This is a genomic window from Streptomyces sp. NPDC101152 (assembly GCF_044768275.1).
Classification (GTDB): Bacteria; Actinomycetota; Actinomycetes; order Streptomycetales; family Streptomycetaceae; genus Streptomyces.
Genome location: NZ_JBIWPO010000006.1, coordinates 72,612 through 93,011, shown reverse-complemented (window position 1 = coordinate 93,011; position 20,400 = coordinate 72,612). Strand labels below are relative to the sequence as shown.

The 20,400-nt window shown below is 72.5% G+C and carries 19 protein-coding genes; 8 read left to right on the top strand and 11 right to left on the bottom strand.

What is annotated here, in order from left to right; genetic code table 11:
* Positions 1–1,425 carry a lipase maturation factor family protein gene (locus tag ACIRVK_RS10190; protein ID WP_404245119.1) on the bottom strand — a complete coding sequence of 475 codons (1,425 nt, stop codon included), beginning with the start codon at positions 1,423–1,425 and terminating at the stop codon, positions 1–3.
* 170 nt (positions 1,426–1,595) lie between these two features.
* On the opposite strand from ACIRVK_RS10190, the gene ACIRVK_RS10185 reads away from it, so the two are divergent.
* Both ACIRVK_RS10185 and ACIRVK_RS10180 read left to right on the top strand, forming a co-directional pair.
* On the top strand, positions 1,596–3,683 hold the full coding sequence (locus ACIRVK_RS10185) for a SpoIIE family protein phosphatase (protein WP_404245117.1): 2,088 nt from the start codon (positions 1,596–1,598) through the stop codon (positions 3,681–3,683).
* 40 nt (positions 3,684–3,723) lie between these two features.
* Positions 3,724–4,587, top strand: coding sequence for an Fpg/Nei family DNA glycosylase (locus tag ACIRVK_RS10180; protein ID WP_404245115.1), 864 nt, complete (start codon positions 3,724–3,726; stop codon positions 4,585–4,587).
* Positions 4,588–4,608: 21 nt separating this feature from the next.
* Here the strand turns inward: ACIRVK_RS10180 and ACIRVK_RS10175 are convergent, their stop codons facing one another.
* Both ACIRVK_RS10175 and ACIRVK_RS10170 read right to left on the bottom strand, forming a co-directional pair.
* Positions 4,609–5,280 carry a response regulator gene (locus ACIRVK_RS10175; protein WP_404245113.1) on the bottom strand — a complete coding sequence of 224 codons (672 nt, stop codon included), beginning with the start codon at positions 5,278–5,280 and terminating at the stop codon, positions 4,609–4,611.
* Entirely contained in the window at positions 5,277–6,575 is a 1,299-nt protein-coding gene (locus ACIRVK_RS10170) for a sensor histidine kinase (RefSeq protein WP_404245111.1), read from the bottom strand. Before ACIRVK_RS10170 ends, ACIRVK_RS10175 begins: the two co-directional genes overlap by 4 nt.
* A gap of 123 nt (positions 6,576–6,698) precedes the next feature.
* Here ACIRVK_RS10170 and ACIRVK_RS10165 point away from each other — a divergent pair, with 123 nt between their 5' ends.
* The gene (locus ACIRVK_RS10165) at positions 6,699–7,283 is read left to right on the top strand and encodes a class I SAM-dependent methyltransferase (RefSeq protein WP_404245109.1); all 585 of its coding nucleotides are present in this window, start codon (positions 6,699–6,701) and stop codon (positions 7,281–7,283) included.
* A 7-nt stretch (positions 7,284–7,290) separates the two neighbouring features.
* Here the strand turns inward: ACIRVK_RS10165 and ACIRVK_RS10160 are convergent, their stop codons facing one another.
* From ACIRVK_RS10160 to ACIRVK_RS10150, 3 genes are all read right to left on the bottom strand, one after another.
* The gene (locus ACIRVK_RS10160) at positions 7,291–7,944 is read right to left on the bottom strand and encodes an anti-sigma factor family protein (RefSeq protein ID WP_404245107.1); all 654 of its coding nucleotides are present in this window, start codon (positions 7,942–7,944) and stop codon (positions 7,291–7,293) included.
* A 150-nt stretch (positions 7,945–8,094) separates the two neighbouring features.
* Positions 8,095–8,610 (bottom strand): hypothetical protein, encoded by a 516-nt coding sequence (locus ACIRVK_RS10155; protein WP_404245106.1) that lies wholly within the window; start codon positions 8,608–8,610, stop codon positions 8,095–8,097.
* A gap of 156 nt (positions 8,611–8,766) precedes the next feature.
* Complete coding sequence (locus tag ACIRVK_RS10150; protein ID WP_404245558.1) at positions 8,767–9,312, bottom strand: sigma-70 family RNA polymerase sigma factor; 546 nt, start codon at positions 9,310–9,312, stop codon at positions 8,767–8,769.
* Between the two features lie 201 nt (positions 9,313–9,513).
* On the opposite strand from ACIRVK_RS10150, the gene ACIRVK_RS10145 reads away from it, so the two are divergent.
* Positions 9,514–10,629, top strand: a complete 1,116-nt coding sequence (locus ACIRVK_RS10145) for a CapA family protein (RefSeq protein ID WP_404245104.1) — start codon at positions 9,514–9,516, stop codon at positions 10,627–10,629.
* 57 nt (positions 10,630–10,686) lie between these two features.
* Here ACIRVK_RS10145 and ACIRVK_RS10140 read toward each other — a convergent pair whose 3' ends face one another.
* Complete coding sequence (locus tag ACIRVK_RS10140) at positions 10,687–11,148, bottom strand: universal stress protein (RefSeq protein ID WP_404245102.1); 462 nt, start codon at positions 11,146–11,148, stop codon at positions 10,687–10,689.
* A gap of 90 nt (positions 11,149–11,238) precedes the next feature.
* Here ACIRVK_RS10140 and lysX point away from each other — a divergent pair, with 90 nt between their 5' ends.
* Both lysX and ACIRVK_RS10130 read left to right on the top strand, forming a co-directional pair.
* Positions 11,239–14,517: a bifunctional lysylphosphatidylglycerol synthetase/lysine--tRNA ligase LysX gene (lysX, locus tag ACIRVK_RS10135; protein ID WP_404245100.1), complete on the top strand. Its 3,279-nt coding sequence runs from the start codon at positions 11,239–11,241 to the stop codon at positions 14,515–14,517.
* 85 nt (positions 14,518–14,602) lie between these two features.
* On the top strand, positions 14,603–15,442 hold the full coding sequence (locus ACIRVK_RS10130; RefSeq protein ID WP_404245098.1) for a polysaccharide deacetylase family protein: 840 nt from the start codon (positions 14,603–14,605) through the stop codon (positions 15,440–15,442).
* Positions 15,443–15,473: 31 nt separating this feature from the next.
* Here the strand turns inward: ACIRVK_RS10130 and ACIRVK_RS10125 are convergent, their stop codons facing one another.
* Positions 15,474–16,136 carry a class F sortase gene (locus ACIRVK_RS10125; protein ID WP_404245096.1) on the bottom strand — a complete coding sequence of 221 codons (663 nt, stop codon included), beginning with the start codon at positions 16,134–16,136 and terminating at the stop codon, positions 15,474–15,476.
* A 331-nt stretch (positions 16,137–16,467) separates the two neighbouring features.
* Here ACIRVK_RS10125 and ACIRVK_RS10120 point away from each other — a divergent pair, with 331 nt between their 5' ends.
* Positions 16,468–16,965, top strand: a complete 498-nt coding sequence (locus ACIRVK_RS10120) for a hypothetical protein (RefSeq protein ID WP_404245095.1) — start codon at positions 16,468–16,470, stop codon at positions 16,963–16,965.
* An 88-nt stretch (positions 16,966–17,053) separates the two neighbouring features.
* Here the strand turns inward: ACIRVK_RS10120 and ACIRVK_RS10115 are convergent, their stop codons facing one another.
* From ACIRVK_RS10115 to ACIRVK_RS10105, 3 genes are all read right to left on the bottom strand, one after another.
* Positions 17,054–17,572 carry a hypothetical protein gene (locus ACIRVK_RS10115; RefSeq protein WP_404245093.1) on the bottom strand — a complete coding sequence of 173 codons (519 nt, stop codon included), beginning with the start codon at positions 17,570–17,572 and terminating at the stop codon, positions 17,054–17,056.
* Positions 17,573–17,773: 201 nt separating this feature from the next.
* Positions 17,774–18,538, bottom strand: coding sequence for a DUF4239 domain-containing protein (locus tag ACIRVK_RS10110; RefSeq protein WP_404245091.1), 765 nt, complete (start codon positions 18,536–18,538; stop codon positions 17,774–17,776).
* A 15-nt stretch (positions 18,539–18,553) separates the two neighbouring features.
* The gene (locus tag ACIRVK_RS10105) at positions 18,554–19,039 is read right to left on the bottom strand and encodes a hypothetical protein (RefSeq protein ID WP_404245089.1); all 486 of its coding nucleotides are present in this window, start codon (positions 19,037–19,039) and stop codon (positions 18,554–18,556) included.
* Positions 19,040–19,313: 274 nt separating this feature from the next.
* On the opposite strand from ACIRVK_RS10105, the gene ACIRVK_RS10100 reads away from it, so the two are divergent.
* The gene (locus tag ACIRVK_RS10100) at positions 19,314–20,276 is read left to right on the top strand and encodes an SCO0930 family lipoprotein (RefSeq protein ID WP_404245087.1); all 963 of its coding nucleotides are present in this window, start codon (positions 19,314–19,316) and stop codon (positions 20,274–20,276) included.
* Positions 20,277–20,400 lie beyond the last annotated feature (124 nt).

The following is a 20,400-nucleotide window of genomic DNA, read 5'->3' as shown; positions in this document are numbered from 1 at the left end:
TCACGACCGCTGCGCCGCCCCGGCCAGCCGCGTGGGCGGCAGGTACTCCCGCACGTACGTCCGCTCCCAGCACGCCCCCGTCTCCCGCAGCTCGCGCCAGCTCGTGTACCGGTAGCGGAAGAGGCGGGCCCGGACGAAGCGCGGCGGGGCGTCGGGCGGGAACGGCGAGCGGCGCAGCAGCCGCAGGGTGTCCCGGTCGTTCTCCAGGAGCCGTTCCACCAGGACGCCGAACCAGGGCCCCGCGTAGGAGGGCGAGAGGGCCGCGAACCACATCAGCCAGTCCAGGCGCAGGTGGTACGGCGCGAACTGGCGCGGCCAGCGCCGCGGGTCGCCCGGCTTGCCCCGGAACTCGTACTCCCGCCAGTCGGAGTCCGCGCGCGGTACGGCGTCGTCGGTGCCCTCGATCACCACCTCGTACCGGATGCGGCTGACGCTCCCGAACGCGCCGTAGGTGTTGACCAGGTGCAGGGGGTCGAAGGAGCGGTTCATGATCTGGCGGCGCGAGATCATGTTGCGCACGGGGTGGTAACTGAGCCCGAGGAGCAGCGCGGCGACGGTGAGGACCAGCACCTCGTACCACAGAGGGGTGGCCGGGACCCTGACGGGCGCGTCGGACGGGAGCCGCAGGGCGGACGCGGCCAGCACGATGGTGATCCAGTTCAGCCAGGAGAAGTTGCCCGACAGGACCAGCCAGAGCTGGGTGACGATCATCAGGGACGCGGCGGCCGTGGCGATCGGCTGAGGGGTGAACAGCAGGACGGGGACGGCGAGTTGGGTGACGTGGTTGGCCGCGACCTCCACCCGGTGCGCGGACCTCGGCAGATGGTGGAAGAACCAGCTCAGCGGGCCTGGCATGGGCTGGGTCTCGTGGTGGTAGTCGAGGCAGGTCAGCTTCCGCCAGCACGCGTCGCCCCGCATCTTGATCAGACCGGCGCCGAACTCCACGCGGAAGAGGATCCAGCGCAGCAGGAACAGGACGACGACGGGCGGCGCGACCTCGTCGTTGCCCAGGAACACGGCGAGGAAGCCCACCTCCAGCAGCAGTGACTCCCAGCCGAAGGCGTACCAGGTCTGTCCCACGTTGACGATGGACAGGTACAGCAGCCAGGGGAGCAGCCACAGCGACATCCCCGCCCACAGGGGGAGGCGGGAGTCCAGCCCGGCGGCGAGGGCGGCGGAGACCGCGCAGCCCGTCCAGGCACAGAAGGCGAAGAAGCGGTCCGAGTAGTGGAGTTGGAACAGGCTCGGCGCCTGGCGGAACCGCACCCGCTCGACGTACCGGGCGACGGGCAGCATCCCCCGCTCGCCCATCAGCGCGCGGAACTGCCGGGCCGCCGTCCAGAACGCCACCAGGTACACGCCGGCCAGCGCCCGCTGGAAGACCAGCCGGCTCATCCAGTACCCGGGTGCGGTGAACCAGTCCATGGCCGTGCGCTCCTGTCTCCATTCTCGCGCCGAACCTACGTCACTCTGCGTCTATCCCTGCTCCGCCTGTGTAACCCGGGTGAGTGAAGCAGCCGGAAGTGATCCCCCGTGGCGAAACAATCACGTCACTCCCGGTCGAAGAATCGGCCAAACACTGGCAAGGTGGCTCCATGGTTGATCGGGGAGCGAGCGCCCTGTCACTCCCGGACGACTGGCCCGCCCACCCGGACATCCTGGCGCTCAACCAGATGGGCAGTTTCGACTGGGACCTGGACAGCGGCCTGTTCCACATGGACGCCCAGGCCCACGAGGTCTTCGACCTGCGCCCGGACGAATACGACGGCCACCCCGAGAGCCTCACGAGCCGGGTCCCGCGCGCCGAGGCCCACCGGCTCGACACCCTGATCGCCCAGGCCCTGAAGGACGGCAGCGAGAACTACGGCGCCTACTTCCGCATCAGTCGCCGCGACGGCGTCCTGCGCTGGACCCACACCCAGGGCTACATCCGGCGCGACGAGACCGGCCGCCCGCGCCGCATCATCGGCATCGTCCGCGACGCCACCCGGGAGCTCGGCGAGATCGCCGCCCGCCAGGAGCAGGCCGCACAGGACGCGGCCCGGCGCGAGCAGACCAACGTCGTGCAGCTCACCACGGCCGCCCTCGCCCACGCCCGCACCGTCCAGGACGTCATCGACGTCCTCAAGGACACCCACGGCCTGACGCATCTGGGCGCCACCAGCCTGGTCATGGGCCTGGTCGAGGCCGGCCGGATCCGGCTGATCGCCGAGGGCCCCGAGGGCAGCTTCGTGCCCGGCACCCTGGTCACCCGTATCGACGAGCCCTACCCGATGAGCGAGGTCGTGCGCACCCTCAGCCCGCGCTTCATCGAGTCGCCGGAGGAGTTCGCCGAGGGCTTCCCCGTCCTGTGGCCGCACCTCACCGACCTGAACATCACCTCGGCCGCCTATCTGCCGCTCATCGTCCAGGCCCGGCCGATCGGCGCGATGGGCCTGCTCTACAGCGACCGGCGCGGCTTCTCGCCGGAGGAACGCAACGTGCTGATCGCCCTCGGCAGCAGCATCGCGCAGAGCCTGCAGCGGGCCATGTTCTACGAACAGGAGAAAGACCTCGCCTCCGGCCTCCAGCAGGCCATGCTGCCGCGCACCATCCCCAGCGTGCGCGGCGCCGACGTCGCCGTCCGCTACCGCGCCGGCACCGCCGCGGGCTCCGTCGCCCGGGACATCGGGGGCGACTGGTACGACCTCATCCCGCTGCCCGGCGGCCGGGTCGGCGCGGTCATCGGCGACGTCCAGGGCCACGACACGCACGCGGCCGCCGTCATGGGCCAGTTGCGTATCGTGCTGCGCGCCTACGCCGCCGAGGGCCACACCCCCGCCACCGTGATGGCCCGCGCCTCCGTCTTCCTCCATGAACTCGACACCGACCGCTTCGCGACCTGCCTGTACGCCGAGGCGGACCTCGCGACCGGAGTGGTGCAGGTGGTGCGGGCCGGCCACATCGACCCGCTGGTGCGGGGCGCCGACGGCGGCTGCCGCCGGGTCCCCGTCGAGGGCGGGCTGCCGCTCGGTCTGTCCGCCGAGTTCCGCAGCCTCGAATACCCCGTCGGCACCCTCGAGCTCGACCCCGGCAACACCCTCGTCCTGTGCACCGACGGCCTGGTCGAACAGCCCGGCGCCGACCTCGACGACGGCATGCAGGCACTCACCGCCTTGGTCGCCTCCGGCCCCGACGACGTACGCGACCTCGCCGACCGCCTCATCGACGTCGCCGAGGAACGCGGCGGCGACGACGACGCGGCCCTGCTCCTGCTGCGCCGTCGCGGCCTGGAAACCCCGCAGTCCGGCGGCCGGCTCCAGCAGCACGTGGCGCCCGGCGACCCCGAAGCCCTCACCCAGGCCCGGCACATGATCCGGGCCGCGGTCCGGGCGTGGGGCGCACAGGAACGCGCCGACGAGGTCGAACTGGTCGCCGACGAACTGATCACCAACGCCCTGATGCACACCGAGGGCGCCGCCGTCGTCACCCTGAGGGTGCTCACCGGCGGCGGCGAGCGGCGGCTGCGGGTCGAGGTGGAGGACTCCTCCAGCGCCCTGCCGCGTCGCCGCGAGGCCGGGGAGTCGGGTGTCTCCGGGCGCGGGCTGCTCCTGGTCGACCTGCTCACCGACGCGTGGGGCGTGGAGGCGCGGGGCGGCGGCAAGTGCGTGTGGTGCGAGTTCGTGGTGCCGGTGCGGCAGTGAACCCGGTGGCGACGTCGGTGCCCGGTGGCACTCTGGACGTATGCCGGAACTGCCCGAGGTCGAAGCGCTCAAGGACTTCCTGACCGAGAACCTGGTCGGGCACGAGATCGTGCGCGTGCTGCCCGTCGCGATCAGCGTGCTGAAGACGTACGACCCTCCGCTCGCCGCCGTCGAGGGCCGTGAGGTCACCGCCGTGCGCCGGTACGGCAAGTTCCTCGACCTCGCCACCGAGGGCGGCCCGCACCTCGTGACCCATCTGGCCCGCGCGGGCTGGCTCCAGTGGAAGGACAGGCTCCCCGACGGCGCGCCCCGCCCCGGCAAGGGCCCCCTCGCCCTGCGGGTCGCGCTGGAGACGGGTGAGGGCTTCGACCTCACGGAGGCCGGCACCCAGAAGCGGCTCGCGGTGTACGTCGTCCAGGACCCCCAGCAGGTCCCGGGACTCGCCCGCCTCGGCCCGGACCCGCTCGCCGAGGACTTCGACGAACAGGCGTTCGCCGCACTGCTGAAGGACGAGAGACGCCAGATCAAGGGCGCCCTGCGCGACCAGAGCCTGATCGCCGGAGTGGGCAACGCCTACAGCGACGAGATCCTCCACGCGGCGCAGATGTCCCCCTTCAAACTCGCCGCGAGTCTCGGCCCCAAGGAGACGGCCCGGCTGTACGAGGCCCTGCGTACCACCCTCACCGAGGCGGTGGAACGCTCGCGAGGCGTCGCGGCCGGCCGGCTGAAGGCGGAGAAGAAGAGCGGCCTGCGCGTCCACGGCCGTACCGGCGAACCCTGCCCGGTCTGCGGCGACACCGTCCGCGAGGTCTCCTTCAGCGACTCCTCCCTCCAGTACTGCCCCACCTGCCAGACGGGCGGGAAGCCGCTCGCGGACCGCCGGATGTCGCGGCTGCTCAAGTAGCCGCGACCCGGCGGCCCGCGCTCACGCGCCCACCCGCACCAGCCCGCTCTCGTAGGCGAAGACGACCGCCTGCGCCCGGTCACGCAGCCCCAACTTGCCCAGGACACGTCCCAGATGGGTCTTGACGGTGGTCTCGCCCAGGAAGAGCCGCGCGGCGATCTCACCGTTGCTCAGCCCCTGGGCGACCAGCGCCAGGACCTCCCGCTCCCGCCCGGTCAGCAGCTCCAGGCGGGCCTTCTGCCCGGGCGCGGGGGCAGGCAGCACGAAGCGCTCCACGAGTCGGCGCACCACCGAGGGCGCCATCATCACCTCGCCCCGCAGCACCGCCCGGACCGTCACCAGGATCTCCTCGCCGACCGCGTCCTTGACCAGGAACCCGCTCGCGCCCGCGCGCAGGGCGCCGAAGGCGTACTCGTCGAGGTCGAACGTCGTCACGACGAGGATCCTGGGCGCGGCGGGCTGCTCGAGGATGCGCCGGGTCGCCGCCAGACCGTCGACGCCTGGCATCCGTACGTCCATCAGCACCAGGTCCGGCTCCAGTTCGGCACTGCGGGCCACGGCCGTGTCCCCGTCCGCGGCCTCCCCGACGACGGTCAGGTCGGGCTGACTGTCGATGACCATCCGCAACCCCATGCGGATCAGCTCCTGGTCGTCGCAGAGCAGGACGCGGTGCGGGGAGCGGGCGCCGGTCACCGGGGCACCGGCCACAGGGTGGCGTCGACGCGGTATCCGCCGTCGTCCGTGCGGCCGGCGTCGACGGTGCCGCCGTACAGCGCCGCCCGTTCCCGCATGCCGGTCAGACCGCGTCCGGCCGAGGGCAGCGTGGGCGCGGGGGCGGGGGTGCCGCCCGCGGAGTTGTCGACGCGGATGCGGACCCGGCGGCCGGGGCCGGGGGTACCGACGTCGACCCGGACGCGGGCCGTGGCGTCCGGCGAGGCGTGTTTGGCGACGTTGGTGAGGGACTCCTGCACGATCCGGTACGCCTGCGCGGCGACCCCGGGCGGCACCTCCCGCGGGTCCCCCCGCAGGTCGAGCTCGGCGGCCCCCGGAAAGCGGTCGACCAGCGTCCGCAGGTCACCGAGGCCCGCTCGCGGGGCGGCCGGCGGGGGAAGGCCAGGGGGCCTGGTCGGGGGCGGTGGCATCAGGGTGTGCTCGGCCGCGGCGTCCGGCTTCTCGCGGGAGTCGCGGGCACCGGCGGGGGGTTCGGGCGGCGGTGTCGGGCCCCCTTCCGGACCGCGGTCGTCGAGGGTCGCCGGGTCCCGCAGCACGCCCAGCAGTTGGCGCAGTTCGGTGAGGGCCTCGCGGCCGGTGGCGCTGATCGTCCGCAGCGCGCGGTCCACCGCGGCGGGGTCGGTGTGCCGGGCCAGCCTGCCGCCCTCGGCGTTGAGCACCATGACGCTGACGCCGTGCGCGAGCACGTCGTGGATCTCCCGGGCGATCCGGGCCCGCTCCTCGGCCGCCACGCGACGCGTGGACTCGGCGAGGAACGCCCGCCGCTGCCGTACGTAAGCGCCCCACACCCACGCTCCCGCCAGCCACACCGCCACGGTCGACGGAGTCAGCCACGGGCTGGGCCCGGCCCCGGCCGGGTCGGTGGACGCGAGCCATCGCGGCGTCCACAGCACCACCCCCGCGGCGACGCACACCGCCGTCCTCACGGCCGCGCGACGCAGCCCCAGCGTCGCCAGGGTGTACAGGACCGTCGCCACGGCCAGCACTCCGCGTCCGGGCTCGTCTCCCCACACCGCGCCCAGGTACTGGACCCAGAACGCGGCGGTGACGGCCACGGCGACCGCGACGGGCGCCCGCCGGCGCCACCACAGCGGCAGCACCAGCGCCGCGTTCACCACGATCTGCACCCACACCGGCCGCCAGCCGTCCTGCTCACGGATCACCGGAGGCAGCCCCACCAGCGCCATCACCCACAGGTCCAGCAGCCGCGGGTTGCGCCGCAGCCGGCGCGACAGGCCCTCGATCAGTCGAAACACCGGCCCACGGTAGGGGGGGTCCGGCGCCACGCGCGTCGTCCCGCAGGCTGCACCGGGGTCGTACCGCAGGACTACCCGGGCGGCCCCGGCGTACGACGCGCGGCCACCCCGCGGCTGCCGAGCATGGCCGCCGTGTCGATCACCACTCAGTTCCTCAGACGCCCCCTCACGACCGGCGCGGTCGCCGCCAGCTCACGACGGCTGGCCGCGGCCATGACCCGCGACATCGGTCTGGAGGAGGCCCGGCTCGTCGTCGAACTCGGCCCCGGCACCGGCGTGTTCACCGAGGCGGTGCTGCGGCGCATACCGCCCACCGCGCGTCTGGTCGCCATCGAGCTCAACGCCCACCTCGCGGACCGCCTCGCGGCCACCCACCGCGACGAGCGGCTCACCGTCGTGCACGGTTCGGCGGCCGACCTGGCGGGGCTCGTGGACGGCCCCGTGGACGCGGTGGTCTCCGGGCTGCCGTGGACCGTCATGCCGGCGCGGACGCGGGACCACACCCTCGACGCCGTGGCGAAGTCGCTGGCACCGGGCGGCCGGTTCACCACGTTCGCCTACACGCACGCCGCCTGGACCCCACCCGGCCGCGCTCTCGCCGCCGCCCTGCGCGACCGCTTCCCGATCGTCGAGCGCACCCGGACGGTGTGGCCGAACCTCCCGCCGGCCTTCGTCCACCGGGCCCGCGCCGCGTTGCGCCGGCCGTGACCCGGGCTCAGTGCGGCTGCAGCGTCACCAGGTGCTCGCCCTGGGCCGTGCGCACGTCGTAGCGGGCGATCTCCTCGACGTGCATCGACGACGTGCCCCGCATGGTGATCGGGCGGGCGTCGTGGCTGGGCACGGTCCAGCTGGTGAGGATCTGCTCGGAGCCGTCCCGGCCGACGGCGATGAGCCGGCACGAGCGCGGGCCGGCGCCGTCCTTGATCTCGAGCTTCACGTCGCTGCCCGAGTAGTCGTCGGCCGTCGTCACCCGGGCCCACACACCCGACTTCGCGTCGGTCGCGGCGACCCGCATCATGCCGTCGTCGCCGCCCTTGGCCATCATCACCACGCCGGGTCCGGCCGCGGCGACCGCCACCGAGGCGGCCAGGCCGTACAGGAAGCGCCGCCGCGTCGCCTTGTGCCGGGCCGCCACCGCGCCCATCAGCCGGTCGAACAACTGGGGCCCGGGCCGGGTGAGCGGGCTCACGAACCGCGGTGTCGACCGGCGGTACAGCATCATCTGCCGGGTGACGGGACCGAATTCGGTCACGTGTGCCGCGCAGCGCGCGCACTCCATGAGGTGGTCCTCGAAGCGGAAGGCGTCCGCCTCGTCCAGCACGCCGAGCGCGTACGCGGCGACGTCGCGGTGCGTTTCCTGGGACCTCATGCCGAATCCTCGTGCCGTCGGGTGCGGGGTGGGTGACTCTTGCTCCCACCGGTACGCACCAGACCGCCGATTCACTCAAGCCACAGACAGAATCGCAACCAAGGGATTCGTAGCGACGCGGGCCGCGGATTGGTCCGGATCGAAACGAATCTAAAAAAGATGGATGGCGAGGTGGCCGAGGGGCAGGCCGAGTTGCCAGGCCTTCGTCCACACCTTCGGCCCCTCGTCCTCACCGCCCCCCCCGGCGCCGCCCGGCACCGCGTTCAGATCGGGCGCGAGCAACTCGGTCTCCTCCAGCCAGCGCCAGGCCGCCTCGGCCAGATCGAGGTCGGGCGTGGGGCCGCCGGACTCGAGCGCCACGGCGGCCAGATCGGCCATCCGTTCGCCGACCCAGTCCTGCCACGGCTGGTCGTACGCCGTCAGCGACAGCCAGGTCTCCAGCTGGGAGACCACCCGGATCCCGGAGAGTTCGCCGTCCGTGTCCGCGAGGAAGATGGTCAGTGCCAGCGCGTCGCGCCCGGCCCGGAACTCCATGGACGTCGGCGGCATCAGATCGCCCGTCCTGAGCAGCTCGTCGGCGATGTACTCGGCGTACAACCAGGCCATCGGGACGACCAGTTCACCGCCGCCGGTGCCGTCCGTGCTCTCTTGACCTCTGTGCAGCATCCCTTCCTGCCTTCCTCCGGTGCGTTCGCGTCGCCCGGCTCCGGGCCCGGATCCGGACCCCGAGCCCCCCAGTCCGGAACACGGATGAGGACAGCCGATTACTCAACCGGGGTCCTCAGCAAGGCGCTTTACGGAGGTTTGACTCAGCCGTCGGTTTCACCGCAGGTCGGCCGCGTATCCGGGAAGCACCCGGCGCAGGGCGCGCAGCGCGTAGTACGCGCGGGACTTCACCGTACCGGGCGGGATCCCGAGGATCTCCGCGGCCTCCGCCACACTCGTCCCCTGGAAATACACGAGCACCAGGACTTCACGGTGCTCCGGAGTGAGTGTCTTCACAGCCTCGCGCACGTCCAGGGTCGCCGCGGCCCGTTCGGCGTGGTCGCCGATCGCCCGCGCGTTCTCCAGCACCGCGTCCCCGACCTCGGCGGGCCGCGCCTGCCGGGCCCGCCGGGCGTCGATGGCGAGTCGCCGTCCCACGGTCAGCAGCCACGGCCGCACGGACGCGAAGTCGTCGGCGCGCAGCGCCTCGGGGTGCTGCCAGGCGCGGACGAGGGTCTCCTGCATCAGGTCCTCGGCGCGCTGCCGGTCGCCGTCACACAGCCTCAGGAGGAAGGCGAAGAGGGGCCGGCCGTGCTCCCGCTGCACTGCGGCGAGCTCGTGCTCGGCGGTCGTCCCGTTCGTGAGGGTGGTTCCGGCCGTCATGCGCGTATGGCACCGCAGGCCGGCCGTCCGGGACAGGGCCCGTACGGAGATCTGCGGCGGACGGTCGATCGCGTCGGCGAACGGCGCGACGAACGGTTCCGGGCGACCGCCGGACGGGCTAATCGGCGTGCCGAAGTCGGTGGCGGGGCCTCTCACCTTCGTACCGTTTGTCGTTAAATATGACCACTCTGGGGTGAGCTGATGATTGCACGCAGACGACAGGTTGCCCTGGCCCTGACGGCCGTCCTCGCCGGGGGCGCCGCCTGCCAGGCCCAGCACCACCGGGCGACGGTCCACGCCGGGCACCCGGCCCCGCAGGCCGCGCGCGGCTTCACGCTCGTCGCGTCCGGCGACGTGCTCCCGAACAGTTCGATCATCGACCGCGCCCGCTTCGACGGCGGCGGGAACTCCTACGACTTCCGCCCGATGCTCGCCGGCGTCGAACCCGTGGTCTCCCGTGCCGATGTGGCGCTGTGCCACATGGAGAGCACCTTCAAGTCCCCGCCCGAGGTGGCCCGGGCGCTCGCCGCCACCGGTTACGACGGCTGCTCCACCGCCTCCGACCACACCCTCGACGACGGCGCCGAGGGCGTCCGGCGCACCCTCGACGCACTCGACGGCGCGGGCGTACGGCACGCGGGCTCGGCTCGCACCGAGGCCGAGGCGCACACGGTCACCCTCCTGCGCGCGGGCCCGGCCAAGGTGGCGCACCTCGCCTACACCTCGGACACCGACGGCCTGCCGCTGCCGCCGGGCGAGCCGTGGGCCGTCGACCTCATGAACGAGGACCAGATCATCGCCGACGCCCGGGCCGCCCGGCGGGCAGGGGCCGACGTGGTCGTCGTCTCCCTGCACTGGGGCACCGAGTGGCAGGACGCGCCCGACGAGCAGCAACTCGCCCTGGCCCGCCGGCTCACCGCCTCCCGCACCGGCGACCGCCCCGACATCGACCTGATCCTCGGCGCCCACGCCCATGTCCCGCAGGCGTACGAGAAGGTCAACGGCACGTGGGTCGTCTACGGCATGGGCGACCAGATCGCCGGCGAGATGTACGACAACGCGGGCGCACAGGACCCACGCGGCAACCAGTCCACCATCGCCCGATTCACCTTCGCCCAGCCCGCCCGCCCGGGCGGCCGCTGGCAGGTGACCAGGGCCGAGTTCATCCCACAGCTGTTCGACGTCGACGCCGGCCGGGTCGTCAACCTCAACCACGCACTCGAACAGGGCGCCGACGCAGAGGGGGTCCGCGACCGCATCCGCGACGTGGCACTCAGCCGTGGCGCGGCGAAGGACGGCCTGCTGATGGGGGAGTGAGGGCCCGCCCGCGCCGCCCACGCGGTGGGCGTACGCGGCACGCCACCGAGGTGAGCCCTACGGGACCACCGTCACCGGCCAGCGGCCCGTCTTCACCAGGCGGACGGCGACCGAGCCGATGATGCGGTGGCCGGCCTGTTCCGACGCGCCCACCACCACCGCGTCCGCCTTCAGGTCGTCCGCCGCCTTCACCAGGCCGCTGTAGGGGTCGCCGCGGAAGGTGTGGAACTCCCAGCGCACTTCGAATATCCCCTTCAGGCGTTCGGTCGAGTCCCGGATGTAGGCGACCAGTTCCTCGGCGATCTCGTCCGTCGCCTCCGCCACCGGCACCCCCATCGCGGCGCCCGCCGCCATCACCGGCTGGACGTAGACGATGGCGAGGAGCGCGCGCTGGCGGCGGGCCAGGCCGGCGGCGTAGGCCGCCGCGCGGAGCGAGGAGTCGGAGCCGTCCACTCCGACCACGATGACCTTGGGCCCGTCCGTGCCCCGCTCGAACTGGTGCGAGTGCTGTTCCGTCACGGCTGCGAGGCTATCGGAAACCGCAGGTCCCGAGCCTCGGCGGCCCCTCTCGACGGGCGGCTCGGCCGGGCCCTTCCTACAGTCGGAACCATGAGTGCCCCCGCCGACGCCTCCGCGCCCGAGGACAGCGCCGGTCCGGTACGGCCGCCCGGCACCGGACCGCTGAGCCGGGTGCCCGAAGGTTTCGCGACCTTCTTCGGCGCCCTCGGGCTGCTGTGTGCCCTCCTGTCCCTCGTCCCGCCGCTGCGCACCCTGCTCCGCCCCCTCGTACGCTTCCTGGACCTGGTGATCGTCCCCGTCAGCGCCAACCTCGCCTACGCCGTCTTCCTCTTCCTGCTGGCCGCCGCCACCGCCGCCCGCAAGAAGATCGCCTGGTGGCTGGTGGTCGTGTACCTCGGCCTGGTGGTCCTGACCGACGTGCTGGGTGTCCTCCTCGGCCTGTACGCCGAGTCCGTCCCGTCCCTGGTCGTGTGCGGCCTGCTGCTTGTCCTGCTGATCGTGGCCCGCGGCGAGTTCTACGCCGCCTCCCGCCGCGCCGCCGTGCGCCGCGCCGTCGGTGTCCTGCTCGTCGGCCTGGCCGTCGGCATCCTCGCCGGCTGGGGCCTGGTCGAACTGTTCCCCGGCACCCTGCCCGACAGCCAGCACCTGGTCTGGGCCGCCAACCGCGTGTGCGGCGGGCTGGTCTCGCCGCAGACCTTCGGCGGGCGCCCGCCCCACGCCCTGTTCTTCCTCCTCGGCCTCTTCGGGGCCCTCGCCCTGCTCAACGCCGCCGCCACCCTCTTCCGCTCCCAGCGCATGGAATCCGCCCTGCACGGCGACGAGGAGCCCCGCATCCGCGCCCTCCTGGGCGCCTACGGGGAGCAGGACTCCCTCGGCTACTTCGCCACCCGCCGCGACAAGGCCGTCGTCTTCTCGCCCAGCGGCAAGGCCGCCGTCACCTACCGCGTCGAGGCCGGCGTCTGCCTCGCCAGCGGCGACCCCGTGGGTGACCGGGAGGCCTGGCCGCACGCCATCGCCGCCTGGCTGGCCGTGGCCCGCCGGCACGCCTGGGCGCCCGCCGCGATGGGCGCCTCCGAGGACGGCGCCCGGGCCTACGCCCGCGCCGGGCTCGGCGCCCTGCAACTCGGCGACGAGGCGATCCTCAACGTCGCCGCCTTCGACCTCGACGGCCGGGACATGCGCGTCACCCGGCAGGCCGTGCACCGCGTCCGCCGCACCGGCGCCACCACCCGCATCCGCCGCCACGCCTCCCTCACCGACGAGGAGATGGAGGAGGTCATCGACAAGGCCGACGCCTGGCGCGACACCGAGACCGAACGCGGCTTCTCCATGGCCCTGGACCGGCTCGGCGACCCCGCCGACGGAGACTGCCTCCTGGTGGAGGCCATCGGTGCGGACGGCCGCCTGCTCGCCCTGCTCTCCTTCGTCCCCTGGGGCCGCGACGGCATCTCCCTCGACCTGATGCGCCGTGACCGCAGCGCCCCCAACGGCGTGATGGAGTTCATGGTCGCCGAACTGTGCGCCGCCGCCCCCAAGCTGGGGGTGCGCCGGATCTCCCTGAACTTCGCCGTCTTCCGCTCGGCCTTCGAGGAGGGCGCCCGCATCGGCGCCGGCCCGGTCCTGCGCCTGTGGCGGCGCCTGCTGCTGTTCTTCTCCAAGTGGTGGCAACTGGAGGCGCTGTACCGCTCCAACGCCAAGTACCAGCCCGAGTGGTACCCCCGCTTCATCTGCTACGGCGACGCCGGCGCCCTCGCCCGGATCGGCCTGGCCTCCGCGATCGCCGAAGGTTTCGTTTCCGTACCGTCCCTGCGCAAACTCTGGGGAAAGGGGCACCCGAGCGGCGCGGTGAGGCCCGTCACCACCCAGGGCCTGCCGTCGCTGTCGGCGCTCGGCCTCGCCGGAGGGGACGAGGCCGGGCCCGACGACCCCCTGGCCGGCCTGCCCGAACAGGTGCGCGTCCGCCACCACAAGCTCGAGCGGCTGTACGCCGACGGCACCGACCCCTATCCGGTCGGCATCCCACCCCGCACCCACACCCTCGCCGAGGTCCGGCCCGGCGACCAGGTGACCGTGGCCGGGCGGATCATGCTCGTCCGCGACTTCGGCGGCATCGTCTTCGCGGTGCTGCGCGACTGGTCCGGCGACCACCAACTCGCCCTCACCCGGGACGGGTCCGGCCCCGCCCTCGACCGCTTCACCGCCGACACCGACATCGGCGACCACATCACCGCCACCGGCCGGGCGGGCACCAGCGACCGGGGCGAACCCACCGTCTTCGTCACCGACTGGCAGCTGATCGGCAAGTGCCTGCGCCCGCTGCCCGACAAACGCCGGGGGCTCGCCGACCCCGAGGCCAGGGTCCGGATGCGCTACCTCGACCTGGTCTCAAGACCCGGGGCCCGCGAGGTGATCCGGGCCCGCTCCACCGCCGTACAGGCCCTGCGCGAGGGCCTGCTGAGCCGCGGCTACCTCGAGGTCGAGACGCCCATGCTGCAGCAGATCCACGGCGGCGCCAACGCCCGCCCCTTCACCACCCACATCAACGCCTACGACCTCGACCTGTACCTGCGCATCGCCCCCGAGCTGTACCTGAAGCGGCTGTGCGTCGGCGGCCTGGAGAAGGTCTTCGAACTGGGCCGCACCTTCCGCAACGAGGGCGTCTCCTACAAGCACAACCCCGAGTTCACGATGCTGGAGGCCTACCAGGCCTTCGCCGACTACGACGTGATGCTCGACCTCGCCCGCGAACTGATCCAGGGCGCGGCCACCGCCGCCTTCGGCTCACCCGTCGCCCGCAAGGACGGCGAGGAGTACGACATCTCCGGCACCTGGCCGGTCAGGACCGTCCACGGGGCGATCTCCGAGGCCCTGGGGGAGGAGATCGACGCGGACACGGAACTGGACCGACTGCACCGGCTGTGCGACCGCGCCGGGGTGCCGTACACCGCGGACGACGGGCGCGGCGACGTCGTCCTCGAGATGTACGAGCGGCTCGTCGAGGAGCGGACCCGACTGCCCACCTTCTACAAGGACTTCCCGACGGACGTGTCGCCCCTCACCCGCCGGCACCGCACCGACCCGCGCCTCGCCGAACGCTGGGACCTCGTCGCCTTCGGCACCGAGCTCGGCACCGCCTACTCGGAGCTGACCGACCCGGTGGAGCAGCGCCGGCGGCTGACCGCCCAGTCGCTGCTGGCCGCCGGGGGAGACCCCGAGGCGATGGAACTGGACGAGGACTTCCTCGACGCCCTCGAATACGCGATGCCGCCCACCGGAGGCATCGGTATCGGCGTGGACCGCCTGGTCATGTTCCTCACCGGACTGACGATCCGGGAGACCCTGCCGTTCCCGCTGGTCCGCCGCCGCTGACCCGATTGGGCCGAGTGGGTGGTTTCCTGCGCCCGGACCGGTGTCGCCGTGGGGCGTCGGCCCCGTGCCGGGCGACTCATGACTCATGAAGAAGGATCAGTTCCTCACGCGGCGCCGGGCGTTGATCGCCGCGGCCGCCGCCCTGGGCGCGGCCGGCACCGCCGGTGCGGTCGCGCTGGGCGGGGACGACGAGCCGGCCCGGCCCACCGCCGCACCCGTCGCCGGCCCGCAGGCTCGCACCGCGCTCACCCCCTCCGCCTACCGTCTGCAGCCCCTGACCGGTGACGGGCCACCGCACGCCGTCCCCGCCCGGCTGCCCGTGCGGCACGAACCGTTCCTGCGCATGTCCGGACGCGGTCGCACCATGCTGCTGACCTTCGACGACGGACCCGACCCCCGCTACACCCCGCACATCCTCGACACCCTGGCCAAGTACGAGGTCCACGCGACGTTCTTCGTGTGCGGGGAGCAGGCCGACTGGAACCGGGACCTGCTGGCCCGGATGGCCGACGAGGGCCACGTCGTCGGCAACCACACCTGGTCCCACCCCCTGCTGACCACGCTCACCCGCGCGCAGATCCGCTCCGAGCTGCAGCGCACCAGCGACGTCATCGAGGACGCCTACGGCGACAAGCCCCAGTGGTTCCGCGCCCCCTACGGCGCCTGGAACCGGGCCACCTTCCAACTGGAGGCCGAGCTGGGCATGGAACCCCTCGCCTGGACCGTCGACACCGAGGACTGGACCACCCCCGGCACCGGCAGCATCGTCCACGCCGTCGAGCACGGCGCCGCCCCCGGCGTCGTGGTGCTCTCGCACGACGCCGGGGGCGACCGCTCGCAGAGTGTCCAGGCGCTGCGGGAGTATCTGCCCCGACTGCTGGATTCCGGCTACCACATCACCCTGCCGAGGCGCCGGTACGCGTGAGGCGCATTCCGCCCGCCCGGCCGGGGAATCCTCAGCGGACGTCGGCCAGGCGGGCGAAGACGACGACGTTCCCGTCGTATCCGTGCTGCTTGGAGAAACCGCCGCCGCAGGTGATGACACGGAGTTCCGGAGTTCCCTTGGAGGCGTAGACGCGGTCCGAGGGGAAGTTGTCCTTCGCGAAGACCTCGATGCCGTAGATCTCGAAAACGGCCGTCTTGCCGTCCTTCCGGGCGACCTCGACGCGATTTCCCTTCTTCAGGGCTCCGAGTCCGTAGAACACGGCGGGGCCCTGTTTGTTGTCGACGTGGCCGACGACGACCGCGGTGCCCTTCTCGCCGGGCGAGACCGCACCCGTGAACCAGCCCGCCAGGTTCGGGTCCTCCGGTGGCGGCGCCCCGACCCAGCCGTCACTGTCCAGACCGACCGGCGTGACCGGCGCGTCGACCCGGATGGCGGGGATCCGGACCCGGTCGGGCTGGGCGTACGGCAGCGGGTCGACCCTGGTGAAGGTGCTCGGGACCCGGCTGTCCGCCGCGGCGGCCGCGGCGGGCTGCGGCGGCCCCACGTCGAACTCACCCGAACCGTTCCGGATGAGGGCGAGGCCGGTCAGCAGAACAAGCGCTATCACGCCCCAGGGAGCACGCTTCTTCGGCCGCAGCTCCTCCTCGTCGTCGGCCAGCTCGAACGCAGACATTCGACTTCCCCTCTCGACGCGGCCGTCGCCGCGTCATTCGCGCATACGAGAACGCTAAGTCGCGCGCGCGAAAGCGGCGACGGGTGAGGCGCGAACGGGTGCCCCGCGTGTCTTCGGTGCGCCATCCGAGTTGCCGTCCCCTGGAAATTTCTGACGGTGTGTGACCTGCGGCGATATCCGATTGTGCGGTAATCACCCGGCGTTTCCTCTCACCAGGACGGACCAGCGCCGAAATGCGGTCCGTGGCAGGGCAACTGAGGGTTTTTCCGGGAGACGTTTTCTCGCCGATCGACCGGGGACGGGTCCCGGGGCGTCTTCCGCGGAGGATCACATGCGTACCACTCGTGCCCTGGCAGCTGCTGCCGCCGCGGTCGCCGCCCTGGGGATCGCCGCCCCCGCGGCCGACGCCCGGGACGGCATGCACATCAGCCCCAGCAACATCGTCGCCCTGCCCAGCGTCATCGCCCGGGGCGGGCAGCTGACCATCACCGTCAACAACTGCAACGGCCCCGACGCGACCGCCAGTTCCGACGCCTTCCCGACGGTCCGGTTGAGGACGGAGGACCGCAGCGGCCTCGCGACGGGCACCGCGACCGTGAGCCGCGACGCGCGCCAGGGACCGCACAGCATCAGCGTCGTCTGCCGCAACGGCACCGTGATCAACCCCAACGCCTTCACCGTCATCGGCGCCGTCCAGGGCGGTCTCGGCGGCAGCAACTCCAGCGGTGCCACGCCGACCGACGTGGCGATCGGCGGCGGACTGGTCGCCGCGGCCGTCGTCGGCGGCGGGGTCTTCTGGATGCGCCGCAGGGCGGAGCGGCGGATCTGACCCCCGCACCCCTTCCACGGACCACCCGCACGCCGAAACGCCTTGGTCCCGGATCCCTTCCCCGGGAATCCGGGACCGAGGCCTTCGGTCAGACGTCGCGCCGGCGGGAGAAGCGGTAGACCGCCCCGACCGAGCCCGCGACGAGCGCAGCGCCCAGGCCGAGTTCCTTCAGGTCGAACCCTGCGACGCTGCCGCCCTCACCGGCGTGCACGGCCCGGGGTGGACTGACCGGCGTCACCGGCAGCGGGGTCGGGCCCACCGGACGGCCGCCCGCGATGGTCAGCCCCGTCGATCCGCTCACCCCGTCACACGTGAACGTCACCGGGTACACCGTCCCCGGTCTGGCGTCCCGGTCGACCGCCGTCGTTGCCAAGGACAGGCCCCGGGGGATGGTGACCGTGTCGAACACCGCCGAGGTCACGGTCGCCGGTCCCCGGCAGCCGCCGTTCCTGTTCAGCTCCAGCGTGACCTGGCCGCCCGCCGCGACGGTCGACGGCAGGACGCTGAAGCCGAACGGGAAGATGGTGCCTGCCGTGGCGGCGGGCACGGAGCAGGTGAGGGCGCTGACGCCCAGCAGTGCGGCCGAAGCGACGCGTATCGCGCGCATGGTTGATCCTCCGGGTCCCCGAGGAGCAGCTGCGGACCGTTTCCGCTGACGTCGTCGATGCACCTCGATGACCGAAACGCTAGGAACAGGTGTGCGCCTCGCGCGATCGCTGTAGGGCGAATGGGGCATACGTGTGGGCCATCCGGGGGACAGGCGCGGCGTGGCGGGTGTCCCCCGGATGGCCGGTCGGGTGAGAGGCCCTCAGGCCTTGATGTGCGGGAAGAGGTTCAGGAGGGGAGCGGCCGAGGCGGTGATGCCCCGGCTGTAGGGCGCGTCGAAGTCCCAGATGAGGAAGAGCAGGAAGGCGATCAGCGCGGAGAACAGCCCGGCCAGGACCAGTTCGCGCGCCGTGCGCCGGATCTGCAGCGCGAAGATCATGCCGATGGTGACCGCCGCCCCGGTCAGCAGCCCGAACCAGACCACTCCCGGCATGGTCGCCCCGAGCGAGTTCGAGCGGGCGGCGCGGGCCTGGTCGGCCGCGGTGACCTGGTCGACCAGCGGCTGGTAGGCCTGGGCCTCGAAGTCGTTCTTCGGCTGGTAGTCGGTGACGTCCTCGCGGATGCGCTGGAAGAGCGCGTTGCCGCGCGCGGTGACCTTGCCGTGGTCGGACATCGCCTTCCACTCGGCGGTGACGACCTGTCCGACATAGGCGTTGACGTCGTTGCGGATGCGGTCGCGGACGTCGGGCGGGTAGACCCGCACCCGCTGCGAGATCTCGTGCAGCGCGACCGCCTCGGACTGGACGTGGTCCTGGGCCGCGTTGCGGCCCTCCCAGACCCCGGCGATGGCCAGACCGAGGACGATGGCGTAGACGACGCCGATCCACATCGTCATGTACTCGATGACGTCCGGGGTCTCGCTGGTGTCCTCGTCCTCGGGAGCGGCCCGGTTCCGTACGAGGGTCACGATGACGACCACGACGCAGGCGGCCAGCATCGCGAGGGTGAGAACAAGCCAATCCGACAAGAGGTGCCTCCAGAGTCAGCGCGGACGCAGCGCGGCCACGGCGATCGCGGCGGGCGCGGTGATGAGCAGGACGAAGGTGAGCGGCGACGGGCCGTCGTGGGCGGGCCGGTGCGGGGCGGGTGCGCGGTAGAGCGGATAGCTCACGCGGGCCACCGGCGGCCGGGGGGTGGGCTTGGGCGACGGCGTCGGGACGGGCGGCGGCTTGGGCGTCGGTCGGGGCGTCGGGCTCGGAGTGGGAGTCGGTGTCGGCGTCGGGCTCGGGCACGGGGGAGTCGGTGGCGGAGGTGGCGGCGGGGTCGGCGTCCGGCAGGCCGGAGGCATCGGCCAGGAGAGGTCTCCGGCGACCGCCACCGCCTGGATGCCGTCCGGGCCGGTCGACGCGTACGCGCAGGCGTCGGCGGCGGCCGGCGCGGCCGGTGCCCCCACCAGCAGCCAGGTGAGCGTCACCAGCGCCAACGTCCGTGCGACGAGGGCGGTTTGGGTCGGTTCGGGTCCATGCACGAACGAGATCATGAGGCTTCCCGGACCGGGCCACACCGGAGCGCGGAGGGATTGGCCCTAAGGGGGGATTCGGGGCGTACGGGGGTTTATCCGGCTCGCCCGGGAGGAGCCGTCGACAGGCACGCACGTGCGAATCGGGGTGGCGGTGCCACAGGTTCCGAAAAGAAATTTGTGAGGCGGTTGAACACAACCGCAGGTCCCATGCGTACCCATGCTCGTGCGGCGGCGCAGCAGGGCGCTGCAACACCCTTGTGAGTATGGGGAGTTGTTGACGATGAAGACCTCCTGGCGGAGCGCGTCCATGGTGGTGGGCGCCGCGGCCATCCTGGCTCTGACGACCGCGTGCGGCCAGGGAAGCGGTGCCTCCTCGGTGGGCAGCCAGAACGTGGGCGCCACGGCGCCGGCCGGCGGTTACGGCAGCGTCGGTGCCGGCACGGGCGCCAGTGCCAGTCCCAGCAACGGATACGGCGCCGACGGTCAGCAGGGCTCCGCGACCCAGACCTCGCCCGCCGGCCAGCTCAACGTGGCGTCCAACGCCGAGCTCGGCAAGGTGCTCACCGACAGCGCCGGCCTGACCCTCTACCGCTTCGACGAGGACACGGCCCAGCCGCCCAAGTCGAACTGCGAGGGCGCCTGCGCCAAGGCCTGGCCGCCCGTCCCCGCGAACGACGCCTCGGCCGGTGCCGGTATCGACAAGTCCCTGCTCGGCGAGGTCACCCGCGCCGACGGCACCAAGCAGCTGACCATCGGCGGCTGGCCGGCGTACCGGTACGCGAAGGACACCAAGGCCGGCGACATCGCCGGTCAGGGCGTGGGCGGCAAGTGGTTCGCGCTGGCCCCCACCGGCAAGAAGGCCACCCTCGCCAGCCTGCCGGGCCTGTCCGTGCGCAAGGACCCCAAGCTCGGCGACATCGTCGTCGACAAGAACGGCATGACGGTCTACCGGTTCATCAAGGACCAGGCCTGGCCGAAGGTGATCTCCAACTGCACCGGTTCCTGCCTGCAGAAGTGGCCCGCCGTCGCCCCCGTCGACCCGAACGACACCAAGGGCATCGCGAAGAAGGGCCTGATGGGCTTCACCCGGCCCGACGGCGTCAAGCAGATGACCGTCGACTGCTGGCCGGCGTACACCTTCTCCGGCGACACCAAGCCCGGGGACACCAACGGCCAGGGTGTCGGGGGCACCTGGTACGTCATGGCGCCCTCCGGAAAGCCGATCGGCGCGCCGAAGAAGTAGGCGTCACCTCCCCAGGGTTGACCGCTCCGGACGCGCTGATCGCAGGTCCGCCCCCTCCGCACCGCACGGAGGGGGCGGACCGCTTTCCGCGTTCCGGCGCCCGCCGTTTTGCCGCTTTTCTACG

What these genes read in the sequence shown, in the direction of transcription:
- ACIRVK_RS10155 (WP_404245106.1), bottom strand. Translation starts at nt 8,610, where the DNA reads ATGCTGCACAGAGGTCAAGAGAGCACGGACGGCACCGGCGGCGGTGAA.
- ACIRVK_RS10185 (WP_404245117.1), top strand. Translation starts at nt 1,596, where the DNA reads ATGGTTGATCGGGGAGCGAGCGCCCTGTCACTCCCGGACGACTGGCCC.
- ACIRVK_RS10190 (WP_404245119.1), bottom strand. Translation starts at nt 1,425, where the DNA reads ATGGACTGGTTCACCGCACCCGGGTACTGGATGAGCCGGCTGGTCTTC.
- ACIRVK_RS10130 (WP_404245098.1), top strand. Translation starts at nt 14,603, where the DNA reads ATGAAGAAGGATCAGTTCCTCACGCGGCGCCGGGCGTTGATCGCCGCG.
- ACIRVK_RS10180 (WP_404245115.1), top strand. Translation starts at nt 3,724, where the DNA reads ATGCCGGAACTGCCCGAGGTCGAAGCGCTCAAGGACTTCCTGACCGAG.
- ACIRVK_RS10165 (WP_404245109.1), top strand. Translation starts at nt 6,699, where the DNA reads ATGGCCGCCGTGTCGATCACCACTCAGTTCCTCAGACGCCCCCTCACG.
- lysX (WP_404245100.1), top strand. Translation starts at nt 11,239, where the DNA reads ATGAGTGCCCCCGCCGACGCCTCCGCGCCCGAGGACAGCGCCGGTCCG.
- ACIRVK_RS10115 (WP_404245093.1), bottom strand. Translation starts at nt 17,572, where the DNA reads ATGCGCGCGATACGCGTCGCTTCGGCCGCACTGCTGGGCGTCAGCGCC.
- ACIRVK_RS10120 (WP_404245095.1), top strand. Translation starts at nt 16,468, where the DNA reads ATGCGTACCACTCGTGCCCTGGCAGCTGCTGCCGCCGCGGTCGCCGCC.
- ACIRVK_RS10100 (WP_404245087.1), top strand. Translation starts at nt 19,314, where the DNA reads ATGAAGACCTCCTGGCGGAGCGCGTCCATGGTGGTGGGCGCCGCGGCC.
- ACIRVK_RS10150 (WP_404245558.1), bottom strand. Translation starts at nt 9,312, where the DNA reads ATGACGGCCGGAACCACCCTCACGAACGGGACGACCGCCGAGCACGAG.
- ACIRVK_RS10125 (WP_404245096.1), bottom strand. Translation starts at nt 16,136, where the DNA reads ATGTCTGCGTTCGAGCTGGCCGACGACGAGGAGGAGCTGCGGCCGAAG.
- ACIRVK_RS10160 (WP_404245107.1), bottom strand. Translation starts at nt 7,944, where the DNA reads ATGAGGTCCCAGGAAACGCACCGCGACGTCGCCGCGTACGCGCTCGGC.
- ACIRVK_RS10145 (WP_404245104.1), top strand. Translation starts at nt 9,514, where the DNA reads ATGATTGCACGCAGACGACAGGTTGCCCTGGCCCTGACGGCCGTCCTC.